This is a genomic window from Gephyromycinifex aptenodytis (genome assembly GCF_012277275.1).
Classification (GTDB): Bacteria; Actinomycetota; Actinomycetes; order Actinomycetales; family Dermatophilaceae; genus Gephyromycinifex; species Gephyromycinifex aptenodytis.
Genome location: NZ_CP051155.1, coordinates 590019 through 613229 on the forward strand (window position 1 = coordinate 590019; position 23211 = coordinate 613229).

21 protein-coding genes and 1 other RNA gene are annotated in these 23211 nt (G+C 66.4%); 10 read left to right on the top strand and 12 right to left on the bottom strand.

Going from position 1 to position 23211, the window contains the following annotated elements; all coding sequences use genetic code 11:
- The first annotated feature begins 123 nt into the window (after window positions 1-123).
- The 4 genes from G9V96_RS02515 (at window position 124) to G9V96_RS02530 (ending at window position 3591) form a co-directional block, all read left to right on the top strand.
- On the top strand, window positions 124-1032 hold the full coding sequence (locus G9V96_RS02515; RefSeq protein ID WP_168581625.1) for a TIGR01777 family oxidoreductase: 909 nt from the start codon (window positions 124-126) through the stop codon (window positions 1030-1032).
- 9 nt (window positions 1033-1041) lie between these two features.
- Window positions 1042-1692 carry a lipoyl(octanoyl) transferase LipB gene (lipB, locus tag G9V96_RS02520; protein WP_168581626.1) on the top strand — a complete coding sequence of 217 codons (651 nt, stop codon included), beginning with the start codon at window positions 1042-1044 and terminating at the stop codon, window positions 1690-1692.
- 115 nt (window positions 1693-1807) lie between these two features.
- Window positions 1808-2842, top strand: coding sequence for a lipoyl synthase (lipA, locus tag G9V96_RS02525; protein ID WP_168581627.1), 1035 nt, complete (start codon window positions 1808-1810; stop codon window positions 2840-2842).
- A 17-nt stretch (window positions 2843-2859) separates the two neighbouring features.
- Entirely contained in the window at window positions 2860-3591 is a 732-nt protein-coding gene (locus G9V96_RS02530) for a DUF4191 domain-containing protein (RefSeq protein WP_168581628.1), read from the top strand.
- 74 nt (window positions 3592-3665) lie between these two features.
- On the opposite strand, the gene G9V96_RS02535 is transcribed toward G9V96_RS02530, so the two are convergent.
- Window positions 3666-4127, bottom strand: a complete 462-nt coding sequence (locus tag G9V96_RS02535; RefSeq protein WP_168581629.1) for an RDD family protein — start codon at window positions 4125-4127, stop codon at window positions 3666-3668.
- 673 nt (window positions 4128-4800) lie between these two features.
- Between G9V96_RS02535 and glnA the strand changes: the two genes are divergently transcribed.
- Window positions 4801-6225: a type I glutamate--ammonia ligase gene (gene glnA / locus G9V96_RS02540; protein ID WP_168581630.1), complete on the top strand. Its 1425-nt coding sequence runs from the start codon at window positions 4801-4803 to the stop codon at window positions 6223-6225.
- 488 nt (window positions 6226-6713) lie between these two features.
- Window positions 6714-7688 (top strand): 3-oxoacyl-ACP synthase III family protein, encoded by a 975-nt coding sequence (locus G9V96_RS02545; protein ID WP_168581631.1) that lies wholly within the window; start codon window positions 6714-6716, stop codon window positions 7686-7688.
- A gap of 233 nt (window positions 7689-7921) precedes the next feature.
- On the opposite strand, the gene G9V96_RS02550 is transcribed toward G9V96_RS02545, so the two are convergent.
- From G9V96_RS02550 to G9V96_RS02580, 7 genes are all read right to left on the bottom strand, one after another.
- On the bottom strand, window positions 7922-8395 hold the full coding sequence (locus G9V96_RS02550; RefSeq protein WP_168581632.1) for a helix-turn-helix transcriptional regulator: 474 nt from the start codon (window positions 8393-8395) through the stop codon (window positions 7922-7924).
- 40 nt (window positions 8396-8435) lie between these two features.
- Complete coding sequence (locus G9V96_RS02555) at window positions 8436-8951, bottom strand: MarR family winged helix-turn-helix transcriptional regulator (RefSeq protein WP_168581633.1); 516 nt, start codon at window positions 8949-8951, stop codon at window positions 8436-8438.
- Window positions 8952-9185: 234 nt separating this feature from the next.
- On the bottom strand, window positions 9186-11078 hold the full coding sequence (locus G9V96_RS02560; RefSeq protein WP_226913398.1) for a GAF domain-containing sensor histidine kinase: 1893 nt from the start codon (window positions 11076-11078) through the stop codon (window positions 9186-9188).
- A gap of 20 nt (window positions 11079-11098) precedes the next feature.
- Window positions 11099-11536 (bottom strand): universal stress protein, encoded by a 438-nt coding sequence (locus tag G9V96_RS02565; RefSeq protein WP_168581634.1) that lies wholly within the window; start codon window positions 11534-11536, stop codon window positions 11099-11101.
- Window positions 11537-11576: 40 nt separating this feature from the next.
- A complete protein-coding gene (locus G9V96_RS02570) occupies window positions 11577-12275 on the bottom strand; it encodes a response regulator (protein ID WP_168581635.1) in 699 nt (232 codons plus the stop codon).
- Between the two features lie 40 nt (window positions 12276-12315).
- On the bottom strand, window positions 12316-15363 hold the full coding sequence (locus G9V96_RS02575; protein ID WP_168581636.1) for a bifunctional [glutamine synthetase] adenylyltransferase/[glutamine synthetase]-adenylyl-L-tyrosine phosphorylase: 3048 nt from the start codon (window positions 15361-15363) through the stop codon (window positions 12316-12318).
- A 3-nt stretch (window positions 15364-15366) separates the two neighbouring features.
- On the bottom strand, window positions 15367-16704 hold the full coding sequence (locus tag G9V96_RS02580) for a glutamine synthetase family protein (protein ID WP_168581637.1): 1338 nt from the start codon (window positions 16702-16704) through the stop codon (window positions 15367-15369).
- Between the two features lie 228 nt (window positions 16705-16932).
- On the opposite strand from G9V96_RS02580, the gene G9V96_RS02585 reads away from it, so the two are divergent.
- Window positions 16933-17340, top strand: coding sequence for an SRPBCC family protein (locus tag G9V96_RS02585; RefSeq protein ID WP_168581638.1), 408 nt, complete (start codon window positions 16933-16935; stop codon window positions 17338-17340).
- 137 nt (window positions 17341-17477) lie between these two features.
- Here the strand turns inward: G9V96_RS02585 and G9V96_RS02590 are convergent, their stop codons facing one another.
- Entirely contained in the window at window positions 17478-17705 is a 228-nt protein-coding gene (locus tag G9V96_RS02590; protein WP_168581639.1) for a methionine aminopeptidase, read from the bottom strand.
- Window positions 17706-17810: 105 nt separating this feature from the next.
- Between G9V96_RS02590 and map the strand changes: the two genes are divergently transcribed.
- Window positions 17811-18692, top strand: a complete 882-nt coding sequence (gene map, locus G9V96_RS02595; RefSeq protein ID WP_168581640.1) for a type I methionyl aminopeptidase — start codon at window positions 17811-17813, stop codon at window positions 18690-18692.
- 102 nt (window positions 18693-18794) lie between these two features.
- The gene (ppgK, locus tag G9V96_RS02600; RefSeq protein ID WP_168581641.1) at window positions 18795-19571 is read left to right on the top strand and encodes a polyphosphate--glucose phosphotransferase; all 777 of its coding nucleotides are present in this window, start codon (window positions 18795-18797) and stop codon (window positions 19569-19571) included.
- Window positions 19572-19709: 138 nt separating this feature from the next.
- Here the strand turns inward: ppgK and G9V96_RS02605 are convergent, their stop codons facing one another.
- The gene (locus G9V96_RS02605) at window positions 19710-20375 is read right to left on the bottom strand and encodes an MBL fold metallo-hydrolase (protein WP_168581642.1); all 666 of its coding nucleotides are present in this window, start codon (window positions 20373-20375) and stop codon (window positions 19710-19712) included.
- A 155-nt stretch (window positions 20376-20530) separates the two neighbouring features.
- Between G9V96_RS02605 and G9V96_RS02610 the strand changes: the two genes are divergently transcribed.
- Window positions 20531-21988: a GuaB1 family IMP dehydrogenase-related protein gene (locus G9V96_RS02610; RefSeq protein ID WP_210424446.1), complete on the top strand. Its 1458-nt coding sequence runs from the start codon at window positions 20531-20533 to the stop codon at window positions 21986-21988.
- 116 nt (window positions 21989-22104) lie between these two features.
- Here G9V96_RS02610 and G9V96_RS02615 read toward each other — a convergent pair whose 3' ends face one another.
- Together G9V96_RS02615 and rnpB are read right to left on the bottom strand one after the other, a co-directional pair.
- On the bottom strand, window positions 22105-22461 hold the full coding sequence (locus G9V96_RS02615) for a universal stress protein (protein ID WP_168581644.1): 357 nt from the start codon (window positions 22459-22461) through the stop codon (window positions 22105-22107).
- Between the two features lie 306 nt (window positions 22462-22767).
- Window positions 22768-23160, bottom strand: an RNA gene (gene rnpB / locus G9V96_RS02620) — RNase P RNA component class A.
- Window positions 23161-23211: the final 51 nt, after the last annotated feature.

Consider the following 23211-nt stretch of genomic DNA (forward strand, 5'->3'; position numbering starts at 1 on the left):
CAGCCCCTGACCAGCGGAGAATCCTCCGGCCGGGGGCTGGCCTTCGGTTATCTACACCGCACCCTCGCTGTGGCCTTGCGCGATTACCGTTTGCGTCGTCACCGTTTTGCCCTAGGAGTACACATGTCACGTATCGCCCTGACCGGAGCCAGCGGGCTCATCGGCACCGCCCTGTCCAGCGCCCTGAGCGCCCGAGGCGACGAGGTGCTGCACCTGGTTCGCCGACCGGCGCGCACCGCGGCAGAGATCACGTGGAAACCCGGAAGCGACCTCGACCCGGCGGCGCTGGCGGATGTTGATGCCGTCGTGCACCTTGCCGGGGCCGGGGTCGGCGACAAACGTTGGACGCCGCAGTACCGCAAACTCATCAAGAGCTCCCGCGTGGAAGGCACCCGCACGATCGCGGCTGCGTTGGCCCGCCTCCAGCGCCCGGTACGCCTGGTAAGCGGTTCCGCGGTGGGCTTCTACGGCAGCGACCGCGCCGAGGAGGTTCTCACCGAGGACAGCGCGGCCGGGAGCGGCTTCCTCGCCGAGGTGGTCCAGGCCTGGGAAGCCCAGACCGAGCGCGCTACCCGAGCCGGTCACCCGGTGGCACTGGCCCGCACCGGCATCGTGCTCTCCCCGCAGGGCGGGGCGATGGCCAAAGTGCTGCCGTTGTCCAAGCTAGGCCTGGGTGGGCCGCTGGGCAGCGGTGAACAGTACTGGCCGTGGATCACCCTGCCCGATGAGGTCGCAGCGCTGATGCACCTCATCGACAATCCGAGCATCACCGGGCCGGTCAACCTCGTTGCCCCTGCCCCGGAACGTCAACGGGAACTGATGCGCCTGCTCGGGGAGGCTCTCGGACGTCCGGCGGTACTGCCCGCCCCGGCGTTCGCGTTGCGCGCGGCTCTGGGTGAATTCGCCGAGGACATCCTGGGTAGCCAGCGGGTCACTCCCCCGGTGCTGCTCGCCTCGGGTTTCACCTTCACTCATCCGGATCCGCAGTCAGCGATGCGCTGGCTCGCCGACGCCGCTCGGGCGACTGCGTAGGCTGACCCCATGCGCTTCGAACATCTCGGCTTCGCCCCTGACTACGTCGACTACGTCCAGGCGTGGGAACGACAGAAGCAGGTGCACGCCCAGGTTGTCTCCGGAGAATTGCCTGACACCACCCTGCTGCTGGAACACGCCCAGACCTACACCGCGGGGAAGCGCACTGAGCCGCACGAACGCCCCTTCGACGGCACCCCCGTGGTGGAGGTCGACCGCGGCGGCAAGATCACCTGGCACGGCCCGGGGCAACTTGTGGGTTACCCGATCGTGCGGCTGGGCTCACCGGTCGATGTTGTGGCCCACGTGCGCCGCTTGGAAGAGATGATGATTCGGGTGTGCACCGATCTGGGGGTCTCGGCCGGGCGCGTGGCGGGGCGCAGCGGGGTCTGGATCAGTGCCGATGATCGCGGTCCGGAGCGCAAGATCGGGGCTATTGGGATCCGCGTCAGCCAGGATGTGACGATGCACGGCTTTGCCTTGAATGCCGATTGCGACCTGTCCTGGGGCCAAGTCATCGTGCCGTGCGGCATCGCCGATGCCGGGGTGACGAACCTTTCCTTCGAGCTGCAGCGCCCCGTTCCGGTCTCCGAGGTCTTGCCGCTGGCAGAAAACCATCTCGCCCAGGTCCTGGACGCCGCCGCAGTCCCTTCCGCGTGAACCCTGCGGCCGTGGCTGCCCAGCGTCGACGAGTCCGCTCCGAGGCAGGGTGGACGGGCGTCCACGTCTGTGGCGGGTACCCTGGAAAGCCCAACGTCAACCGAGGGAGTCCCGCGTGACTGTCGCACCAGAGGGCCGTCGGCTGTTGCGCGTCGAGGCTAAGAACGCCGAGACGCCCATCGAGCGCAAACCCGAGTGGATTCGCACGACTGCCAAGATGGGCCCCGAATACGCTCAGCTGCACAGCATGGTCCGCAGCGGGGGGCTGCACACCGTCTGCCAGGAAGCCGGCTGCCCCAACATCTTCGAATGCTGGGAAGACCGGGAAGCGACCTTCCTCATCGGCGGCGATGTGTGTACGCGCCGCTGCGACTTCTGCGACATCGCCACCGGGCGCCCCGTAGAGCTCGACCTGGATGAGCCTCGCCGCGTCGCCGAGTCGATCGCATCGATGGAACTGCGCTACGCCACGATCACGGGAGTGGCCCGTGATGACCGTCCCGACGGCGCCGCCGGTTTGTACGCCGACACCATTCGCGCCGTTCACGAACTCAACCCGAACACCGGCGTCGAGATCCTGCCCCCTGACTTCGGCGCCAAGCCGGAATTGGTCTCGCAGGTCTTCGACGCCCGTCCCGAGGTCTTCGCGCACAACCTGGAGACCGTGCCGCGGATCTTCAAGAGGATCCGGCCCGCGTTCACCTACGACAAGTCGCTGCGGGTCATCACGATGGCTCGCGACGCCGAACTGGTCACCAAATCCAACCTCATCCTGGGGATGGGTGAGGAGCAGGAGGAGATCGAGCAGGCCATCCGCGATCTGCGCGAAGCCGGCTGCGACATCCTCACCATCACCCAGTACCTGCGTCCATCGCCGCTGCACCACCCGATTGCTCGTTGGGTGAAGCCGCAAGAGTTCGTCTCGTGGTCGAACTTCGCTGAAGAGATCGGCTTCTTGGGGGTCATGGCAGGCCCACTCGTGCGATCCTCCTATCGCGCGGGTCGGCTCTGGGCGCAGGCGATGCGCCGTTCCGGACGCCCGCTACCCGACAATCTCGCGCATTTGGCGCAGGGCGCTGACACCCCTGCCCGCCAGGAGGCGTCCACCCTCGTCGAACGTCGTTTGTCGTCGACCACCAAGGCCAGTTAAGGAGTTCCGAGCCCGCGATGGCGCGCACCAAGAAAGGGGCTACCGCAGCCCCGAAGCAGAAAAAGCAACGCTTCGAGAAGCTCCGGCAGATCTATTCGCTGGCCAAGACCGATGACCCGAAGCTGCCACTGTGGCTGGTGGGGTTGTTCCTCGCGGTCATCTTTGTCGGCTTCCTCATCGGGTTGGCTACTGGCCACCCCTGGTACTGGATGTTCGTCTTCGCCCCGTTGGGGTTGCTGGCCGCGACGTTCTTCCTGTCCAAGAGGGCCGAGAAAGCTGCCTACAACGCCCTTGACGGTCGCCCTGGCGCCGCCGGTGCTGCCCTGCAGGGCTTGCGCCGAGGGTGGGCCTATCAGGAGACTCCGGTGGCGGTCGAGGGCGGCCGTTCGGCTGCGATGACCGACGCCGCGATGGTGTACCGGGCCGTCGGTCGCCCGGGTGTGGTCTTGATCGGCGAGGGTCCGACGGGCCGCGCGACCAAGCTGCTCACTTCGGAGCGTCGCAAGGTTCAGCGCCTGACCCCGAACGTGCCGGTGACGGTGTACCGGATCGGCTCCGGCGAGGGCGAGGGCGTTGTCACTCCCCGGGAGTTGGTCCGCCGGATGGGCAAGTTGAAGAACACCATCACCAAGCACGAGGTGACCGAAGTGGACCGTCGGCTCCGGGCCTTGGGTGCCCAGCGCCCCCCGATCCCGGCCGGGATCGACCCTGCGAAGGTGCGTTCGATGGGCCGCGGTCAACGGCGCTGATTCACGACCTGTCGAAAGGGGGCCCACCGCGCTTGCGGTGGGCCCCCTTTCGTTCACGGTGCGCGTGGTGGGGTTCAAGTACGGATGAGCATGGTGCCGACGAGTTGGTCGTGCAGTCCGCGCTGATCGCGGTCGGCGATGAGGGCGGGGATGAACAACCCGAGCAGGACTGTGCGCCCCAGCGCTCGCAGCGGTCCGGGCCAGCCGCCGTCCAGGCGGACCAGGCGCATCCCGAGCAGGCGGTGGCCCATCGTGTACCCGCCGGTGCCGACCATGAGCAGGTGCATCACCAGAAAGGCGAGGGTGGGTAGGAACACTCCGAGGCCACCCTCGCCCTGGCGGTAGCCGAGCAGACCCATCGCGATGATCTGGCACAGCACTCCGTCGACGAAGAAGGCGATGAGGCGCCGGCCGAAGGTGGGCATCGAACCGGGGCCGTGTTCGGGCAGGCCGAGTCGGCGCCCTGGATAGTCTTCTGGATCTTCTCGCCGGGGCGGCCCGGAGAGCCAGGAGCCGATGTCTGAGCGGTCTACCACGTGTCTCACTCTAGTTTCTGTGAGTCGTTGATTCGTTGGCAGTAGCCGGCGAGCGTTTCGAAGGTCGCATCGGCGGCCTTGGTCCACACGAAGGTGGTGGGTCGGCGTTCCAGTTCTGCGCCAGGCCACGATGCCGCGTTCGAGTTCAGTCATGCAGCGGTGGGTCGAGCACTGCAGTGTGCGGCGGGCGAGTCCGGCATCCCAGCGTTCGACGGGGTGCAGCCACAAGGCCGGGGTCGGCGTGACGTGCAGGGAGTGCCAGGAGGCCTGCGCTGTTCCTGGCGGAGGGACCCGCCCCCTCATTGCGGCGAATCGTGTGGTTTCGTAGGGCCGTTGAGTTGCCGCACACGGTGCAGTGTTCCTCGTGTTCCTCGAGGTGGAGGAGTCGTGACGTGCCCCGACAACGGTGCCGGGGCGTGCGGCGACGAACGAGAGGTGTGGTCAGATGGTCGCTCGTCAGATCGCTGCCGTGGCGCTCAGCGCAGGGTTCAGTCTGAGTCTCGCTACCCCGGCCATGGCCGAGATCGGGTAGGCGCAGGGGCCGGGGTGCGCTTGGTGGCGTAACACGCGCGAAACATGGCGGTGATGGTCAGGTAACGGTTGGCGACTAACGTCGTCCTCAACAGTTCGTGTTGGGGCCCGCCCTGGCGCGCCCTTCTATGAGGAGGTCGGTGTGTTCACCAGCCCACAAGAGGTCCTTGACTTCATCGCCAGCGAAGACGTCAAGTTCGTCGATATCCGGTTCTGCGACTTGCCGGGTGTCATGCAGCACTTCAACATTCCGGCCGAGACGGTCGATATCGACTTCTTCACCGAGGGGCAGGCCTTCGACGGGTCGTCGATCCGCGGATTCCAGGCGATCCACGAGTCGGACATGAAGCTGGTTCCGGATGTGACGACGGCCTACCTGGACCCGTTCCGGGTGGAGAAGACGCTCATTATCAACTTCTCGATCGTGGACCCGTTTACGGACGAGCCGTACAGTCGCGACCCGCGCAACATTGCGGCGAAGGCGGAGGCGTACTTGGCCTCGACGGGTATCGCGGACACGGTGTTCTTCGGCGCAGAGGCGGAGTTCTACGTCTTCGACGACATCCGTTTCGAGTGCACGCCTCAGTCGACCTTCTACAAGCTGGATTCGATCGAGGCGGCGTGGAACACCGGCCGTGAGGAGGTCGGCGGTAACCGCGGCTACAAGACGGCCTTCAAGGGCGGGTACTTCCCCGTCCCGCCGGTGGACCACTTCGCCGACATCCGGGACAAGATGTGCCTGAACATGGCCAAGGTCGGCCTGGAGGTCGAGCGCAGCCACCACGAGGTCGGCACGGCGGGTCAGCAGGAGATCAACTACCGCTTCAACTCGCTGCTGCAGGCCGGTGATGACGTGATGAAGTTCAAGTACGTCATCAAGAACACGGCCTGGGAGTACGGCAAGAGCGCGACCTTCATGCCCAAGCCACTGTTCGAGGACAACGGTTCGGGGATGCACACCCACCAGTCGTTGTGGAAGGACGGCGAGCCGCTCTTCTACGACGAGCAGGGTTACGGCGGGTTGTCGGACCTGGCGCGCTGGTACATCGGCGGTTTGTTGAAGCACGCCCCGGCGTTGTTGGCGTTCACGAACCCGTCGGCGAACTCGTATCACCGCCTGGTGCCGGGCTTTGAAGCTCCGGTGAACTTGGTGTACTCGGCGCGTAACCGTTCTGCGTGCATCCGTATCCCAGTTGCGGGGGCTTCACCGAAGGCGAAGCGGATCGAGTTCCGGATCCCGGACCCGTCGGCGAACCCGTATTTGTCGTTTGCGGCGCAGTTGATGGCTGGTTTGGATGGCATCCGCAACCGGATTGAGCCGCCGGAGCCGATTGACAAGGACTTGTACGAGCTGCCTCCGGAGGAGCACGCGAATATTGAGCAGGTTCCGTGCACGTTGGAGGAAGTGTTGAATGCTCTGGAGGAGGACTACGAGTTCTTGCTTGAGGGTGATGTGTTCACGGAGGATTTGATTCGGACGTGGATTGATTGGAAGCGGGAGAATGAGGTGGCGCCGTTGCGGATGCGGCCGCATCCGTACGAGTTCCAGATGTACTACGACATCTGAGAAGGTGCAGCCGGTGGTAGGAGCGAGCGAAGCGAGTCTTCTGCCACCGGCGTAACCGCACTCAGATGTCGCATGAAAACAGTCATCTGACCCACACACCCGCGCGCAGCCGGTGGTAGGAGCGAGCGAAGCGAGCCTTCTGCCACCGGCGTAACCGCACTCAGATGTCGCATGAAAACAGTCATCTGACCCACACAACCGCGCGCAGCCGGTGGTAGGAGCGAGCGAAGCGAGCCTTCTGCCACCGGCGTAACCGCACTCAGACGTCGCATGAGGTTGGCATCTGTGTGGTCGTGTACGGCCCGGTAGGAGTTGCTCCTGCCGGGCTTGTGCGTATGTGGCTGTGTACGGGCGGGCAGCTTTGGCGGTGGCGGCGGGTGTTGATGCTCACGTCATTCGGTCGAGACTTCGGGGTAGGTGGTGGTGTCAGACTCGAGGTGTAGACCGGGCCGCTGTTGGAGGGGCCCTCCAGGGAACGGAGTACTAACGTGACCATCGCTGTTCTGGGTACTGGCTCCTATCTGCCGGACCGGGTCGTCTCGAATGATGAGGTTGGCGCGCGGGCGGGCGTCGATGATGCGTGGATCTCGGGTAAGACGGGTATCCGGTCCCGGCGGTGGGTCAGCAATGACGAGGCCACCTCCGACTTGGCGACCGAGGCAGCGCGCGCTGCGCTGGAGTCGGCGGGTCTGCGCCCGGACGATCTGGATTACATCGTGGTGGCGACTTCGACACCGGACCACCCGCAGCCCCCGACTGCGGCCTATGTTCAGGACAATCTGCAGGCTCACAACGCGGCAGCGTTCGATATGAACGCTGTGTGCAGCGGCTTTGTGTTCGCGACCGCCACCGTGACGAAGATGTTGCAGGGTGGACCGGGCAGAGGGCTGGTTATCGGGGCCGACGTGTATTCGCGGATCCTTAACCCTGAGGATCGACGCACCGTCATTTTGTTTGGTGATGGCGCGGGCGCGGTGGCGTTGGGTCCGTCGGAGTCTGGCCACGGCATTCTGCACACCGGGCTGCACACGTTCGGCGCGCTTAACGACAAGATCATGGTGCCGGCTGGCGGCAGCCGTCTGCCGTTGATGGATTCACATTACGAAACCGGTTTGGCCTATTTCACGATGGAGGGCCGCGCCGTCAAAGATTTTGTCCTGACTGAACTTCCGCCGCTGGTCGAAGCGTTCTTCGCCGAGGCGGGGGTACGCCCTGACGAGGTCGACCACTTCGTGCCGCACCAGGCCAACGGCGTGATGCTGGATGAGCTGGTCCCCCTGCTCGGGCTGGGTTCCGCGCAGGTGCACCGCACCTTGGAGGACTACGGGAATACCGGCGCGGCCTCGGTGGGCATCACTTTGGACGCGGCCGCCAGACAGGGTGCGATCGCACCGGGTGAGACGGTGTTTCTGGCTGGTTTCGGCGGCGGCATGGCCGCCGGGTTGGCGCTATTGCGCTGGTAACTCTGCGTGTTGCGATCCTCAGCTGGTCTGCCTGTCAGGGTTCGTCGACGCCCCCGGACGCGGTCCGGGGGCGCCGACTTTTCACCCCGAGTACACACGGGTCAGGACTCCCGTGCACCGTGATAGACACTCGGGGAGCGGGGATTGTTCCCCCCGATAGGTGCATCACCGGATGTTGTATCTCACCCGCTGGCCAGCCGGCACCTGCCGGGTCGCCGCCACCGGCTGACAGGTCAGCTCTGCTCGGCAGACGGTACGTCATAGCCATAGACGGGTTGCGGGAACTGCCCGTGCAGCACCGTGCGGGAAGCCTCGCGCAGCGGCTCGGGTACCTTCGATCCGCCCTGGCGCAAGGCTTCGGCCAGGCCTGCACGGGCGGCATCCAAACGCTGGGTGGCTTTCTGGACCGCCGCCGTCGCCTCGCTGCATTCGTGCAGGTGGCGGCGGATCTGCTGGACGACGACGTCCTCTCGGCGGCGCCCATCCAGCGCGGTGACGTCCACGTGCAGGATGTCCGCCAAGGCCAGCGCTTCCACGAATCGCAGTGGCCGTAAGCCCTTTTCGGTCTTGACGACCGTCTGCTGGTGCCAGGCATGCCCACGCGCCACCATCGCCTCGGCCAACCTGGCCTGAGTGAGCCCCATCGACTCGCGGATCTGTTGAATACCCACCCCAAGCAGCGCATCGAAAGCAGCATCATCGGTCACCCCCAAAAGGTACACCAACCTGGTGTGTGCATCGGGCGATCTACGGTGTTGCGGGCCGGGTGGAACCCTCCGGGTCGATCCGCGAGAGCATCCGGTCGGTGATGAGCGTGAGTGCCTCGATCTGCTCGGGATTCAGTGCGTCGAATACGAGTTGGCGAACCGCCGCGACGTGGCCCGGAGCCGCGGCGGTGACGGCTGCCAACCCTTCGGCGGTGAGCTGGGCGTTCGTGGAGCGACGGTCCGCTTCGTGTGTCGAGCGAGTGATGAGCCCCTGTTGCTCCAGACGTTTGGCCACGTGCGAGAGCCGCGAGAGCGAACCGGAGGTGAGAACGGCGAGTCGACTCATCCGTTCTTGATGGTCAGGCTGCTCAGCGAGCATCGCCAGCACCATGTACTCGAAGAAGGTCAAGCCGCGGTCACGTTGCAGTTGGGCATCCAGCAGCCCGGGAAGTTTGAGCAGCACACCGTTGAGGCCCAGCCAGGCGGCTCTCTCCTCGGCTGTCAGCCAGCGGGTGTCCTGGGCGTCCGGGTCCTGGGATTCATCGAGACTCGGCATGTCGCCAGCCTACGCGCCGCTTGGTTCCCGGACCTGCGTGACCGTCAAGCCTGAGTCTCTCCTGACGTGGTCGGTCGTGTGCGATCCGTTCGAGTGCCCGCAGAGCATCCAGTAGGTCTTAGATCTGCATACCCGAGTGGCCCGTCGAGTCGGGGTGCCAGGCGGGTGCAAACCGGGGCCGCCGACAACGGGCGTTCGCCGGGCACGGCGCAGTTCACGGACCCGTCTACCGGTTCATTCCTCGGCCGCGCCGCTGCTGGATCGTGCTCTGGCGAGCGGCGAAGCCAATTGCGCGGGAGACTTTATTGATCCGCCGCCTGCGGGGATACCGCAGGCCTGCGGCGCACTCACGCCCAGCACATCCTGTCCGGTTAGGGGAACCGACCAGCGAATCTGGGTGCCGGGGTCCAGGGATTGCACGTCGAAGGAACCGCCGTGGCTACGAGCCCGTTCGTCCAGATTCGCCAGGCCGCTGCAGGCAGCATCGGCACGCACGCCGACTCCGTTGTCCCGCACCGTGATCACCAAGTCGTCCACGGTACTGACCCGGACTTGGGCGTCAGTGGCGTGGGCGTGCCGGGCGACGTTGGACAGACCCTCACGTACGACCGCGACCACGTCCGGTTCGAGCTCGGCCGGGACGTCGCCCAGCAGCCCCTCGAAAGTCACATCGGGTACGAACCCGAACGCTGCAGTGGCGCGTTCGACGACCGCCTCCAGCTCAGGACCGAGGCCACCTTCGGGGAAGCCGTGATGCAGCTCGAAAATGGCTGACCGGATGTCCTTGATAGCGGCGTCCAGATCGTCAACGGCACCCTCCACCCGGTCCCGCAGCGGGCCGTCCAGTTGGCGGGTCACGGCTTGCAGCGACAGCCCCGCCGCGAACAGCCGCTGGATGACGTGGTCGTGCATGTCGCGCGCGATCCGGTCCCGGTCCTCTAGCAGCACCGCCCGGGAACGCTGCCGCTGTGCCCGAGCCGCCTCTACCGCCAAGCCCATTCGGTCCGCGAAGGAGGAAAGCAGCTCCACCGACTCCAACATCTCTGAGGGAGCCTCCAGGCCCCAGCTCAGCGCAATGAGTCCCAGCTCCACCTCACCAACGGTCAGCGGGACGATGGAGGTCGTTCCGTACGGGTCCAGGCCGGCCCGCTCCCGCAGCTGCACCGTGAGTTCGCCGCGGTGCAGATCATCCGGGCTGGTCACCAGCAGCACCGGGGTTCGGCTGCTCAACAGCAGTTCCCAACGCCGGTCATGCAACACGCTGCCGAGCAGCTCTGCGGATTGGGCATGTTGGACATCGACAGCCTGCGCCAGCAAGCCCCCCTCGGGGTCGCGTACGAGAAAGACCGACAACTGCGCATCGGCCAGGTCACGCGCCCGCTTGACCATGCGTGCAATCGCGGAACGCTCGTTACGTCCCTCGAGCAAGGTTTGGGTCAACTCCCCCACGGCCTGCGCCCACTGTTGGCTACGTCGAGCACGACGATAAAGCTGGGCGTTATCAACGGCGATACCGGCCGCGGCCGCCAAGGCAGTCAACACAGCTTCGTCGTCCTCGGTGAAGGTCCCGCCGCCGCGTTTCTCGGTCAGGTAGAGATTGCCGAAGACCTGATCGCGCACCCGCACCGGAGCACCGATGAAGGAGGACATCTCCGGGTGCCCGGGCGGGAACCCGACCGCGTCCGGGTGCTCGCGTAAGTCGTCGATGCGGCGGGGGCGCGGCTCGGTCAGCAAAAGCCCGAGCACGCCCAGGCCGTGCGGCGGGGACCCCAGACTCTCGACGGTCTCCTTATCCATGCCGTGCGTGATGAATTCGGCGAGCTGCTGTCCACCCGGATCCACCACGCCCAGCGCTCCGTACTGGGCCCCGAGCAGTGTGCACGCCGACTCCACCACATGGGCCAGCACGACAGACAGGTCCAGATTGCTGGAGATCGCGACGACGGCATCCAGCAATGCTCCGAGCCGCTCCTGGGAATCGCGAGCACCCTGGGTACGACGCCGGATCTCACCCAGGAGGTCTTCAAGATCCAGCGCCGACGGACGCGGCAACTGCGGCGTCAACTGCCCGGCGCCGCCACGGTCATCGCTTCGGGCGGGGAGCCCGTTCTGCTCGGGTTGGCTCACCCCACCATCGTAGTTCGGATTCAGCCAGCCATCTTGGCCCGGCTCGGGCGCACCGTCAGAACATCGCACGCGGCGTGTTCCAAGCAGTAGGCGGCCACCGAGGCAGGAAGCAACGGGTCGTCGGTGCCGACGACCAACACGCTCGCGTCGATGCTGCGGTCGACAAGCACCCGGCCAGGCTCGCCTTCAGCGGCTTCGAACGTCACCGGGACCCGAGGCGCTTCTCGAATCGCCTTCAACGCGGCCGCGAAGGTGCGCTCCTCGCTGTCAGCGCGTTCTTGCTCGCTGACCCCCAACCGCATCACCTGCAAGAAGCGGACGCGCGCACCGCGCGCCAGCGCTTCACGCACCGCCGCCTTGGCCACAGCTGACGTGGTGGCGCCGGCAAGCAACCCGGCGACCACATCGGGCACGACCGCAGAAGTGCGTGCCTCAGCCGCCCAGCGCTCCTTGACCATGCGTCAAGCGTCGCCGTCCCCCTACCAGGGGGCCAGGGTCCTAGGTCCCGTGGGGGCCGCGTGATCGACGAGGAGTGCTGCGTTCCCGCCCGGCGCGCTCGGAAAGCTCATCCGAATGGGTCGCGGCGAACACCGCGGCTTGGGTGCGGCGCTCCATGCCCAGCTTGGCCAAAACTGCGGTGATGTAATTCTTGACGGTCTTTTCCGCCAGAAACAGCTCGGCACCGATCTGCCTGTTCGTCAGCCCCTCCGCGACATGCAGCAGAATGCGCCGCTCCTGCGGGGTCAAACTGCGCAGCCGGGGATCGCCAGGTTCGGTACTGCCGAGCCGAGAATGCACCTGCTCGACGCGTTCGCGATCCAGCAGGCAGCCACCTGAAGCGACGGTACGCACGGCAGCCACCAGATCTTGGCCCCGGATGTCCTTCAACAGGTAGCCCGCCGCGCCGGCCAGGACCGCTGCCGTCAACGCCTGTTCGTCGTCGAAAGAGGTCAGGATGAGCCCGGCGATGTCACTGTCCACCGCGCGGATAGCCCGGCACACCTCGATCCCGGAGCCATCAGGTAGCCGAGCGTCCAGCACGGCCACCTGGGGACGTAGCGCGGGGATACGCCGGACGGCCTCCTCGGCGGAACCGGACTCCCCCACCACCTGGATGTCGTCTTCGAGTTCCAACAGTTCCCGCAGGCCGCGGCGCACGATCTCGTGATCGTCGAGCAGGTAGACGGTCGTCGTCATCCGAGTCCTTCCTGTTCGAGGGCGCTCGCGGGTGAACGCATCATGTGTGATCGACGGTACCGGAGGCGGCGTCACGGCCGTAAAAGACCCGCTCGGTCACGCCCCGGGCGCGTCGGCTCGCGCGGCGGTACCGCTCCGACAAATCGGCCCCGGTCCCCGGCGCCCCACCGATGATGCGGTGCACCGCTTCGGCGTCACGCACGTTGGTGGGCAACGATTCCTGCCCACGGATGCGCCACAGCACGACGGCGTCGCGCAACCGGGAGGCCAATGTCCACGCCTCCTGCAAGGCTTGTGCGTCCTCATCGCTGAGCAACCCTGCGGCCTGGGCTGCGGCAAGAGCCGGCAGGGTCGAGGTGGTGCGCAGAGTTGGGATCGCGTGCCCATGTTGCATCTGCAACATCTGCACCGTCCACTCCACATCCGATAGCCCACCGCGACCCAACTTGAAATGGGTCTTGGGGTCTGCGCCGCGCGGAAGCCGTTCGGATTCCATCCGCGCCTTCAAACGGCGCATTTCGGTCAACGCGGCCGACGAACAGCCCTGCTGCGGGTAGCGCAACGGGTCGGCCAGCTCCACGAACTCCTCCCCCAACTGGACATCCCCGGCTACCGGGCGAGCCCGCACCAAAGCCTGCCGCTCCCAATGCGCGGCCCAGCGCTCGTAGTACGTGCGGTAGGAATCGATCGTGCGAGAAAGCGGACCGGCCTTACCCTCGGGGCGCAGATCGATGTCGATACCGATCGTGGGGTCGGGGCCGGCCAGCCCCAGCCTGCGGCGCAACTCTTGCACCACGGCAGCGACGGCCGAATAGGCCTCACGCTCGTCGGCCCCCTCGTGGACACGGTGCACAACCATCAGGTCGGCGTCAGAGCCGAACCCGCATTCCCTTCCGCCCAGACGACCCATCCCGATCAGGGCGATGTCGGCCGGTACCGGGGCACCCCGCTCGTGACCCACCCAGGTGGTGGCGACGTACAGAGCTGATTCCAGGACTGCCTCGGTGAGGTCGCTCAAGGCAGCCCCCACCCCGGCCAGGTCGATGCTGTCGCACAGGTTCGCCAGCGCGATCCGGAAGAGTTCCTCGCGGCGCACCACCCGCACGGCAGTCAAGGCACTGTCCGCGTCGTCCTTCCGCCCCACGGCTTGGCGCATCGTGCCGACCAGCGCTTCTCGGGTGCGCGGCTGCAACCCCTCGACCTCGCCAAGGATCCGCACCGACTCCGGGGATTTTCCGAGCAGGTCCGCTGCGTAACGGCTCCGAGCCAAGACATGCGCCAACCGCTCGGCGGCCCGGCCCTCGTCGCGCAGCATCTTCAGGTACCAGTGGGTGCGCCCGAGGGATTCGCTCACCTGACGGAAGGCCAGCAGCCCCGCGTCGGGGTCGGCCTCGTCGGCGAACCAACCGAGCATCACCGGCAGCAGGGTGCGCTGGATGGCGGCGGTGCGGCTGGTTCCGGCGGTGAGCGCCTCCAGGTGGCGAAGTGCTCCCGCGGGGTCGCGGTAGCCCAGGGCCGCGAGCCGATCCTTGGCCGCCGCGGGGGTCAGTCGCGCCTCGTGCGTGGACAGCCGCGCCACCGCTGCCAGTAGCGGCCGGTAGAACAGCGCCTCGTGGATCCTGCGGACTTCACGGGCTTGGGTCTGCCAACGCTCGGTGATCGCCTCTGCCGGCTGGGAACGTTCCCCCAGCGACCGGCCGAGGCGACGCAGGTCAGCCTGAGCTGTGGGCATGAGGTGGGTGCGGCGCATCCGAAACACCTGAATGCGATGCTCCAGGGCGCGCAGCAACCGGTAGGCGCCGGCCAACTGGGCTGCGTCCTCACGGGCCACATATCCCCCGGCTGCCAACGCATCCAGCGCGTCCAGGGTGCTGCCTACCCGAAGCGAGGGGTCGGTGCGGCCGTGCACCAGTTGCAACAGTTGCGCCGAGAACTCGATGTCGCGCAGTCCACCGACGCCGAGTTTGAGCTGGCGGGCGGCCTCCCCGGAGGGGACATGGGACTCGACACGGCGTCGCATCTTCTGCACGTCTTCGACGAAGTTCTCTCGTCCGGCCGCTTCCCACACCATCGGAGCGACCGCATCCAGATAGGCCGCGGCCACCTCCTCATCACCGGCCACGTGCCGGGCTTTGAGCAGCGCCTGGAACTCCCAGGTCTTGGCCCATCGTTCGTAATAGGCGCGATGACTGGCCACCGTGCGCACCAAGGGCCCTTGCTTGCCCTCGGGGCGCAGCGCCGCATCGACCGGCCATAGCGTCCCCTGGGCCGTCGGCGTGGAGCACACCCGCATCAACGTGGCCGCCAGCACACTCGCCGCCTGCAAGGAGGCTTCCTCGCTCACCCCTGGCGCCGGTTCTGCGACGAAGATGACGTCGACATCTGAGACATAGTTCAGTTCGCGTCCGCCGCACTTGCCCATCCCGATGACGGCCAGGCGGGTGCGGGTGGCTTCCTGCGGGTGTTCTTCGCGCGCCACAGCCAGCGCCGCTTCCAACGCGGCTGCGGCCAGGTCGGCAAGGGCTGCGGCGGTGTGCGGCAACAGTCCCAGCGGGTCCGGGTCGGCCAGGTCGCGAGCGGCGATCCCGATGATCTGGCGGCGGTACTCCACCCGAAGGGCGTCCTCACCGCTGCGTTGCCCCCGAGTAGTCGGCTCCACGGCCAGCCTCATCGCCGCGGTGCGCTCGGCGGGGGTGGCCGGGTGAGGCCGGGCCGCCTCCACCCAATGGCCGGGATGACGTACCAGGTGATCGGCCAACGCGCTGGAACCGCCGAGCAGGGCCAGCAAAAACGCGCGTTCACATTCGCGGTCATGCCCGCGCAGGGTGTCGTGCAGTTCGGCGACGCGGTGCGCCGCCTGACCCAGATGTCCTTCGCCGTGGGCCGCCTCCAAGAGACGCACCAGCCCGATCAGAGCCAGATCGGGGTCGGCGCCGGCACAGACGGCGCGCAGCAAACCGGTCTCGTCGTTGTCGCGGTCCAGCAGCCCGTCCAGTACCTCAGCTGCGATGAACCCCAGGGCACGCTGCGGGTCATCGAAACCCAGCCGGGCGAGCGCTCCCGTGGAGGAAGGGGATCGGGTGGCCATGGCTTACAGATTCGGCAGCAGGCGCTCGAGCTCGAAGGGGGTCACCTGCGAGCGGTACTGGGCCCACTCGCTGTACTTGTTGCGCAGGAAGACATCGAAAACCTGCTCTCCCAGTACTTCGGCGACCAGTTCAGAAGATTCCATCGCGGTGACCGCGTCATGCAGCGAATTGGGCAGCGGGCGAATGGAGAGCGCCTGCCGTTCGGCGTCGGTGAGCAGCCAGACATCGTCTTCGGCTTCCTCGGGCAGCGGGTACTCCCCTTCGATCCCCTTCAGGCCTGCCATCAGCAGCACCGCGAACGCCAGGTAGGGGTTGCACGCCGAGTCCAGGGTGCGCACCTCGATGCGGCTGCTGTTCTCCTTGCGCGGTTTGTACATGGGCACCCGCACCATGGCGCTGGAGTTGTTGTGACCCCAGCAGATGTGCGCCGGCGCCTCGCCCCCACCCCAGAGACGTTTGTAGCTGTTGACCCACTGGTTGGTGACCGCGCTGATCTCGCGGCCGTGCCGCAGGATCCCGGCGATGAACTGCCGCGCCACCTTGCTGAGCTGGTAGGGGGCGCCCGCCTCGAAGAACGCGTTCCGGTCACCTTCGAACAGCGAGAGGTGAGTGTGCATCCCAGATCCGGGGTGATCACTCAACGGTTTCGGCATGAAGGAGGCAAAGCAGTCCTGCTGGTCGGCGACCTCTTTGATGACGGTGCGGAAGGTCATGATGTTGTCAGCGGTGGTGAGGGCATCGGCGTAGCGCAGGTCGATCTCGTTCTGGCCAGGGGCACCCTCGTGGTGGCTGAACTCGACCGAGATGCCCATGGATTCCAGCATCTGGATGGCTTCGCGGCGGAAATCGGCGCCGCTGCCAGCGGCCACATGATCGAAATAGCCCGCCTGGTCCACCGGTACCGGCGGTTGCCCGGGCACCAGCGGCCTCTCGAAGAGGAAGAACTCGATCTCGGGATGGGTGTAGAAGGAGAAACCCATGTCCGAGGCTTTGGCCAAGGCGCGTTTGAGCACATAACGCGGGTCTGCATAGCTGGGTGAGCCATCCGGGGTGAGGATGTCGGCGAACATACGTGCCGTGTACGGCGCGCTCCCCCGCCACGGCAACACCTGGAACGAGCCCGGGTCGGGCCGTACGAGCATGTCGGACTCGGTGATGCGGGTGAAACCCTCGATCGCGCTGCCGTCAAAGCCGAGACCCTCCTCGAAGGCGCCCTCCAACTCGGCCGGGGCGACGGCTACGGATTTCAGGGTGCCCACCACATCGGTGAACCAGAGCCGAACGAAACGAATGTCGCGTTCTTCGACGGTGCGCAGCACGAATTCCTGTTGCCGATCCATGAAAGCCCATCCTGCCTCATCACGGCTCGCCCAGCCCGCAGGGTGGGGCGGGGCTCGGCGTGGACGGCACCGGATCCTGCCCGCAAGCACAGACGTGAGCCGAAGCACGCAGACGGCTGCCGGAATAGGGCCGAAAGTCATTGCGCCGGGCTGCCGATGATGGTGTCGTGGGGGAATGAGTTCCCCTGTCGAGGGACTGCCTCGACCGGGCCGCATCGAGGAGGTCGGATGACTCTTTCGAACGACACAGAGGCTGCATCAAAGCCGTCACAGGAAGCCGTCGAGGTCGTGCAACACACCCCCCGTCCCGTTGCCGAGGTCTGGACCCGCCTCACGCAGCGCGAAGGCATCGAGGCCTTCCTCGGTGAAGGTGCGATGCTCGGCGATAAGGGTGACCCGTGGCATGCCAGCGACGGCACCTACGGCGTGACTCGCAGTTACCACCCCGAAGAGCAGGTCCGGGTCTCCTGGCACGCCGATGAGGATGCCCCGCCCACGCTCGTCGACCTGCGGATGGCACCAGAAGGCGAGGGAACCCTCCTCACCCTGCGTCATGAGCACCTGCCTTCAGACGCCGACCGTGAGGCGCTCCTGGCCCGTTGGGATGCAGCGCTGCAGCGACTCACCCAGATGTAAGGACCGACGCTAAGCCACCAGGCCCTCGCTCACCGCAATGGTGACCGAGGGCCTGGTGCGTTCCCAGCCGGACGCCTCGACGACCCGGTCCCGTCCCAGGGTGTCTGCGCGGCGCAGCGGAGCCGGTCCAGAGACCCTCAGAAACCGAGGAAGCCGGGCTCGTCGGGGTCCCGGTTCTCGGCGCGAGCCTCTTCTTCCTTGCGCCGCCGGTTCTCTTCGTCCCAGGCCTCGGTGCGGGCAGCGGTCGACAGCGGCGCCTGACGCGCCTGCTCTTCGCTGCTGTACGGGCCGAGTAGATCCTCCTTGCGCGAGGTCTCGTTGTCCGGCTCTACCTGCTTGGTTCGGATGTTGTACCAGTATTGCACAGCTGGCCTCCTTGGCACCTGTAGGACAAGCAGCCCCACTGTAGGCCGCGCGCAGGCCCGACGCCGCTCGTCGGCGGTGCGGGGCTGCGACCTAGACTCGCGGCCATGACCACACGCGCCACGCCCACGAACCCGGTCGCCCCCGGCACCCTGAGCCCTCGACGCCCGGTGCCTGCCGCGATCACCCGCCCTGAGTACGTCGGCCGGCCGGCCCCGGAGCCGTACACCGGCCCAGAGGTCAAGGATGAGCACACCATCGAGGCGATGCGCCGAGCAGGGGCAGTGGCCGCCGGTGCGTTGGCCGCGGCGGGCAAAGCCGTGGCCGTGGGTGTGACGACGGACGAACTCGATCGGGTCGCGCACGAATTCATGGTCGAGGCGGGCGCCTACCCCTCGACGCTGGGCTATCGGGGCTACCCGAAATCGGTGTGCACGAGCGTGAACGAAGTGGTCTGCCACGGCATCCCCGATTCGCGTCCGCTACAGGACGGCGACATCGTCAACATCGACGTGACCGCCTACATCGGCGGGGTGCACGGCGACACGAATGCGACCTTCCTGGTGGGCGAGGTCGACGAGGAGTCCCGCCTGCTTGTCGAGCGCACTCAAGAGGCGCTGCGACGCGGCATCAAAGCGGTGGCCCCCGGCCGCGAACTCAATGTCATCGGGCGAGTCATCGAAAGCTACGCCAAGCGTTTCGGTTATGGCGTGGTGCGCGACTACACCGGGCATGGCATCGGCACCGCTTTCCACTCCGGTCTGATCGTGCCGCACTACGACGCGGCGCCTGGTTACGCCACCATCCTGGAGGAAGGGATGACCTTCACCATCGAACCGATGCTCAACCTGGGCGTCGCCGATTGCGAGGTCTGGGACGATGACTGGACAGTAGTCACCGCTGATCGTGCCCGCTCTGCCCAGTTCGAGCACACCTTGCTTGTTACTGCTCGTGGCGCAGAGGTCCTCACCCTTCCCCCGGCCGATTGATGTGACACGAGTCGCGGGGCTGTGAGCCGCCCAGAGTGCACGGTTGAATGCTGCGACAGCCTTATGCTGATTGCCCTAGTTACGGACTGAGGAGAACGCACGATGAGCTCCACCCCCACCCCGCTCGGTATCGATATCGGTGGCAGCGGCATCAAGGGCGCCCCGGTCGATCTCGACAAGGGTGCCTTTGCGGCCGACCGCGTACGAATCGAGACCCCCGGGTCTTCCACGCCCAAGGCCGTGGCCAAGGTCGTCAAGGAGATCTTCGGAGAATTCGAGCACATGTGCGGCGACGCCCCGGTTGGGGTCACCGTCCCGGCAGTGGTCACGCACGGCATCGTGCGCAGCGCTGCCAACATCGACAAGGGTTGGGTCGGCACCGACGCGGCAGCGTTACTTTCAGACGCCATCGGCCGCGAAGTCGTGGTACTCAATGACGCCGACGCCGCCGGCATCGGCGAATTGCGTTTCGGGGCGGCTAAAGACGCCGAGGGAACCGTCATCGTGGCCACCTTGGGCACCGGCATCGGCAGCGCCGTCATCGTCAACGGAATCCTGGTTCCGAACACCGAGTTGGGCCACCTGGAAATCGATGGGCACGACGCCGAAAAACGCGCCTCCTCCGCCGCCCGCGAAGCCGAGGATCTTTCGTGGGAGAAGTGGGCTAAGCGCCTGCAACGCTACTTCTCTCATGTCGAGGATCTGTTCTGGCCGGACCTATTCGTCGTAGGCGGCGGCGTTTCGAAGAAGGCGGACAAGTATCTGCCACTGCTCAAGCTGCGCACCCCGATCATCCCGGCCAAACTGCGCAACGACGCCGGCATCATCGGTGCCGCCTCGCAAGCCTGGGCCGTGAAGCAGGGCAAGGCTTCCCGCTGAACAGACTCGGCGACGTCCGGCGGCGACGCACACCCACCCGTATTCCCGCCCGAACTTGAAGGTCCCCCAGCAGGCACCGGCCTCTTGGGGGACCTTCGAGTCGTACGCGGCCTGCGCTGACTCGGTCACGGTCGGCTTTCAGACAGCCAGCTGCATCCGTCCCTGGCCGGCCGCGTCGGTAATCTGCAGTCCCGCCACCTTCTGCCCGGCGAGGTTGCCGATCTGGGTGAGGTAGAGGTCGCGGCCCCGCTGCTGCAGCAGTCCGTCGTGGATCGGAACTACCCGGGCTGCGCCGATCCGGCGGACGAAGTCGACGGTCTCCTTCATCGCGCACCAGGGTGCATTCACCGGCGCACACAGCACGTCAACCTGCCCCGGGTCGGCGTCGAGGGCGTCCCCGGGATGGAACAGTGACGGCTCCCCCGGCGCACGCAACACCACGCCGACGTTGTCGATGCGCGGGATATCGGCGTGGATGACCGCGTGGTGTTTCCCTACCGGCTCCACCCGCAACTCGCCAAGGAAGAACGGGGTGCCGCTGGCCAGGCTCTCGGCTTCGATTTTGCTTGCCGACAAGGTGCCCACCGTTTGCGGTTCGGCATATAGGCGAGCTTGCGGGTTGCCCGCCAGCAACGTCGGGAGCCGCTCGTGATCGATGTGGTCCGGGTGTTGATGGGTGACGATGATCGCGTCCAGATCGCGCACCTGCTCGAAGTCCGGGGTGAAACCGCCCGGGTCCAGAAGCACTCGGGTGTCCGCGATCTCGACCAGAAGGCAGGAATGGCCCAGATGTGTCACATACATGGCCCCAAACATACGGCCCGGCCCTTCCCCAGGTCATGGTCTCAGCGTGCGCGTCCGCCGGGTGAGTCTCGGGTCGCAGCGCAAAACTGCGGGCAGGACATGCGGGCTGCACACGGCGCCCAGCCTTTCGCGCGGTGCAACCTACGATGAACAGCGTGGAATTCCTCAACGGTCAGCAGCCCGCGCACGATCTGACGTACAACGACGTCTTCATGGTGCCGTCCCGCTCGTCGGTCGCGTCCCGGTTCGACGTCGACCTGAAGACCCCGGACCACGTCGGCACCACGTTGCCGATCGTGGTCTCGAACATGACGGCCGTCTCCGGGCGCCGGATGGCTGAGACGGTTGCGCGCCGCGGCGCGGTAGCGATCCTGCCCCAAGACGTGCAGGTCGAGGCCATCGCGCGAACTGTGGCACGGGTCAAGGCTGCCCACCCGGTGTACGAGACGCCGATCGTGATTTCCCCCAAGGCTCCGGTGGCTGAGGTGCTCTCGCTCATCGGCAAGCGTTCGCACCGCAGCGCCGTCGTTCTCGATGGGGACCGGCCGGTCGGGATCATCACCGAGCGGGACTGCTTGGAGGTCGACCGGTTCAGCACCGTGGCCGAGGTGATGACCCCCGACATGCTGACCTTGCCGACCGACGTCGATCTCGACGGGGCTTTCGAGACGTTGCACTCTCATCACCTCAACCTCGCCCCGGTAGTTGACGGCGGCCGGCTCGTCGGGGTGCTGACCCGCCGCGGGATCCTGCGCTCGGCGATCTACACCCCGGCGGTGGATCCGCACGGGCGGCTCATGGTGGGCGCGGCCGTCGGCATCAACGGCGACGTCGCAGGCAGGGCCGGTGAACTGCTGCGATGCGGCGTAGACGTCCTCGTGGTCGATACCGCCCACGGCCATCAGGACAAGATGCTCGAAGCGTTGCAGGCGGCTACGGCTGCGCGGGACGCGCATGCAGACCAACATGGCCGCCGGGTTCCGGTGGCGGCAGGCAATGTCGTCTCGGCCGAAGGTGCCCGCGATCTGGCGCAGGCGGGCGCCGACATCATCAAGGTCGGGGTCGGCCCCGGGGCGATGTGCACCACGCGGATGATGACCGGCGTCGGACGTCCGCAATTCTCGGCCGTCCTGGAGTGCGCAGTCGCGGCCAAAGAGTGCGGGGCCAGTGTGTGGGCCGACGGTGGGGTGAAGTATCCCCGCGACGTGGCACTCGGCCTGGCCGCCGGTGCCGCCAGCGTCATGGTTGGTAGTTGGTTCGCAGGCACCTACGAGAGCCCCGGGGACATGGTGCGCGACGCCGACGGGCGCCTGTACAAGGAAAGCTTCGGGATGGCGTCGGCACGGGCCGTGCGGGCCCGAACCCGTGACCAGTCCGCTTTCGCCCGCGCCCGTTCAGCCTTGTTCGAGGAGGGAATCAGTTCCTCGCGGATGTACCTCTCGCCGGAGGCACCCGGAGTCGAGGATTTGATCGACCGCATCATCTCGGGGGTGCGCAGCGCCTTCACCTACGCCGGCGCCCGCACCATCGGCGAGTTCCACTCGCGCGCAGTAGTCGGTCTGCAGAGCAGCGCTGGTTACGACGAGGGGCGCCCCCGCGAGACCTCGTGGTAGCCACACCGAGGACCCCGCACCGCCGGTCTACCTGGAGTCCAGGTCCGCTGATTGCAGACAGCCTCAACCGGAGGGTCTACCTTAGGTTGAGGTTGCTCAGACCCCAGATTTGATTCTCAGCTCGTGGTCGCGGCTTTGATCGCGATGACCGGCACCCGACTCTCCAGGAGCACCTTCTGTGCTGCGCTGCCGAGCATGAGCTTGCCGACCGCGCTGCGATGACGGACCCCGATCACCACGACCGAGGTCGACTCTTCGTTGGCAAGGTCGATGAACTCTCCGGTCACGTCCTTGGCCCGGGCATCAGGGCGGACATGTTGGACCTGCACCTGGGAGGGATCATCGCTGTCGGTGACGCCCTCCTCCATGTGGAAGACGATGAGGTCTTCGCCTCGTCGCCGTGCCTCCTCAACAGCAAAGGCCCGAGCAGCCTCGCCTTCGCTCGTGGCTGCACCCGCAAGTAGAACCGACATGTCGGCCCCCGATCTGCCATGAATCGCGTCGTGCGACATCTGTCATCAGGTCCCTTCGCACACTACCGTCGCAGCCACACGTGACAGGGGCTTTGCACCTGGCCCGAATTGCGGGCTAGGAGGCACTCGGCCTTGCGTGGCGGCCAGCTAGACAGGCTCAGCGACTGCCCAGCAATGAGCCTGCGAGGGTATGCATCCCGGACGCCGAGTCTGTCCTGGGCCCGCGGACCGGCCGTGGCAGCAGACCGCAGCCGTCGGCACCAGCTACGACGGGCGGCTTAACCTGCGGCGAGGTGGAATTCGAGGCGGAGGAGACGCCCGATAAGCCGGGTTCTGTCGTGGACGGTCATCCATCTCGGACGGCTGTTGCCAGCCGTCTCCAGCGACCTACCCATGTGCTCGGGCGGGCAGCCCTCGAACGCACACTGTCTGGTCTTGCTCCGGGTGGGGTTTACCAAGCCGGTTCTGTCACCAGAACCGCTGGTGGTCTCTTACACCACCGTTTCACCCTTACCTGCGCCTATCCGATCAATCGGATGGTTCACAGGCGGTCTGTTTTCTGTGGCACTGTCCCGCGGGTCACCCCGGGTGGCTGTTGGCCACCACCCTGCCCTGCGGAGCCCGGACTTTCCTCGGCGACGAGCACTGCCCGACACTGGGTCAGGATTACTACGTCGACGCGACCGCCTGGGCGTCTCCTCCGCCTGGACAGGATAGGGGCGCGGCGGCCGAACACCCAACCGCCGCGCC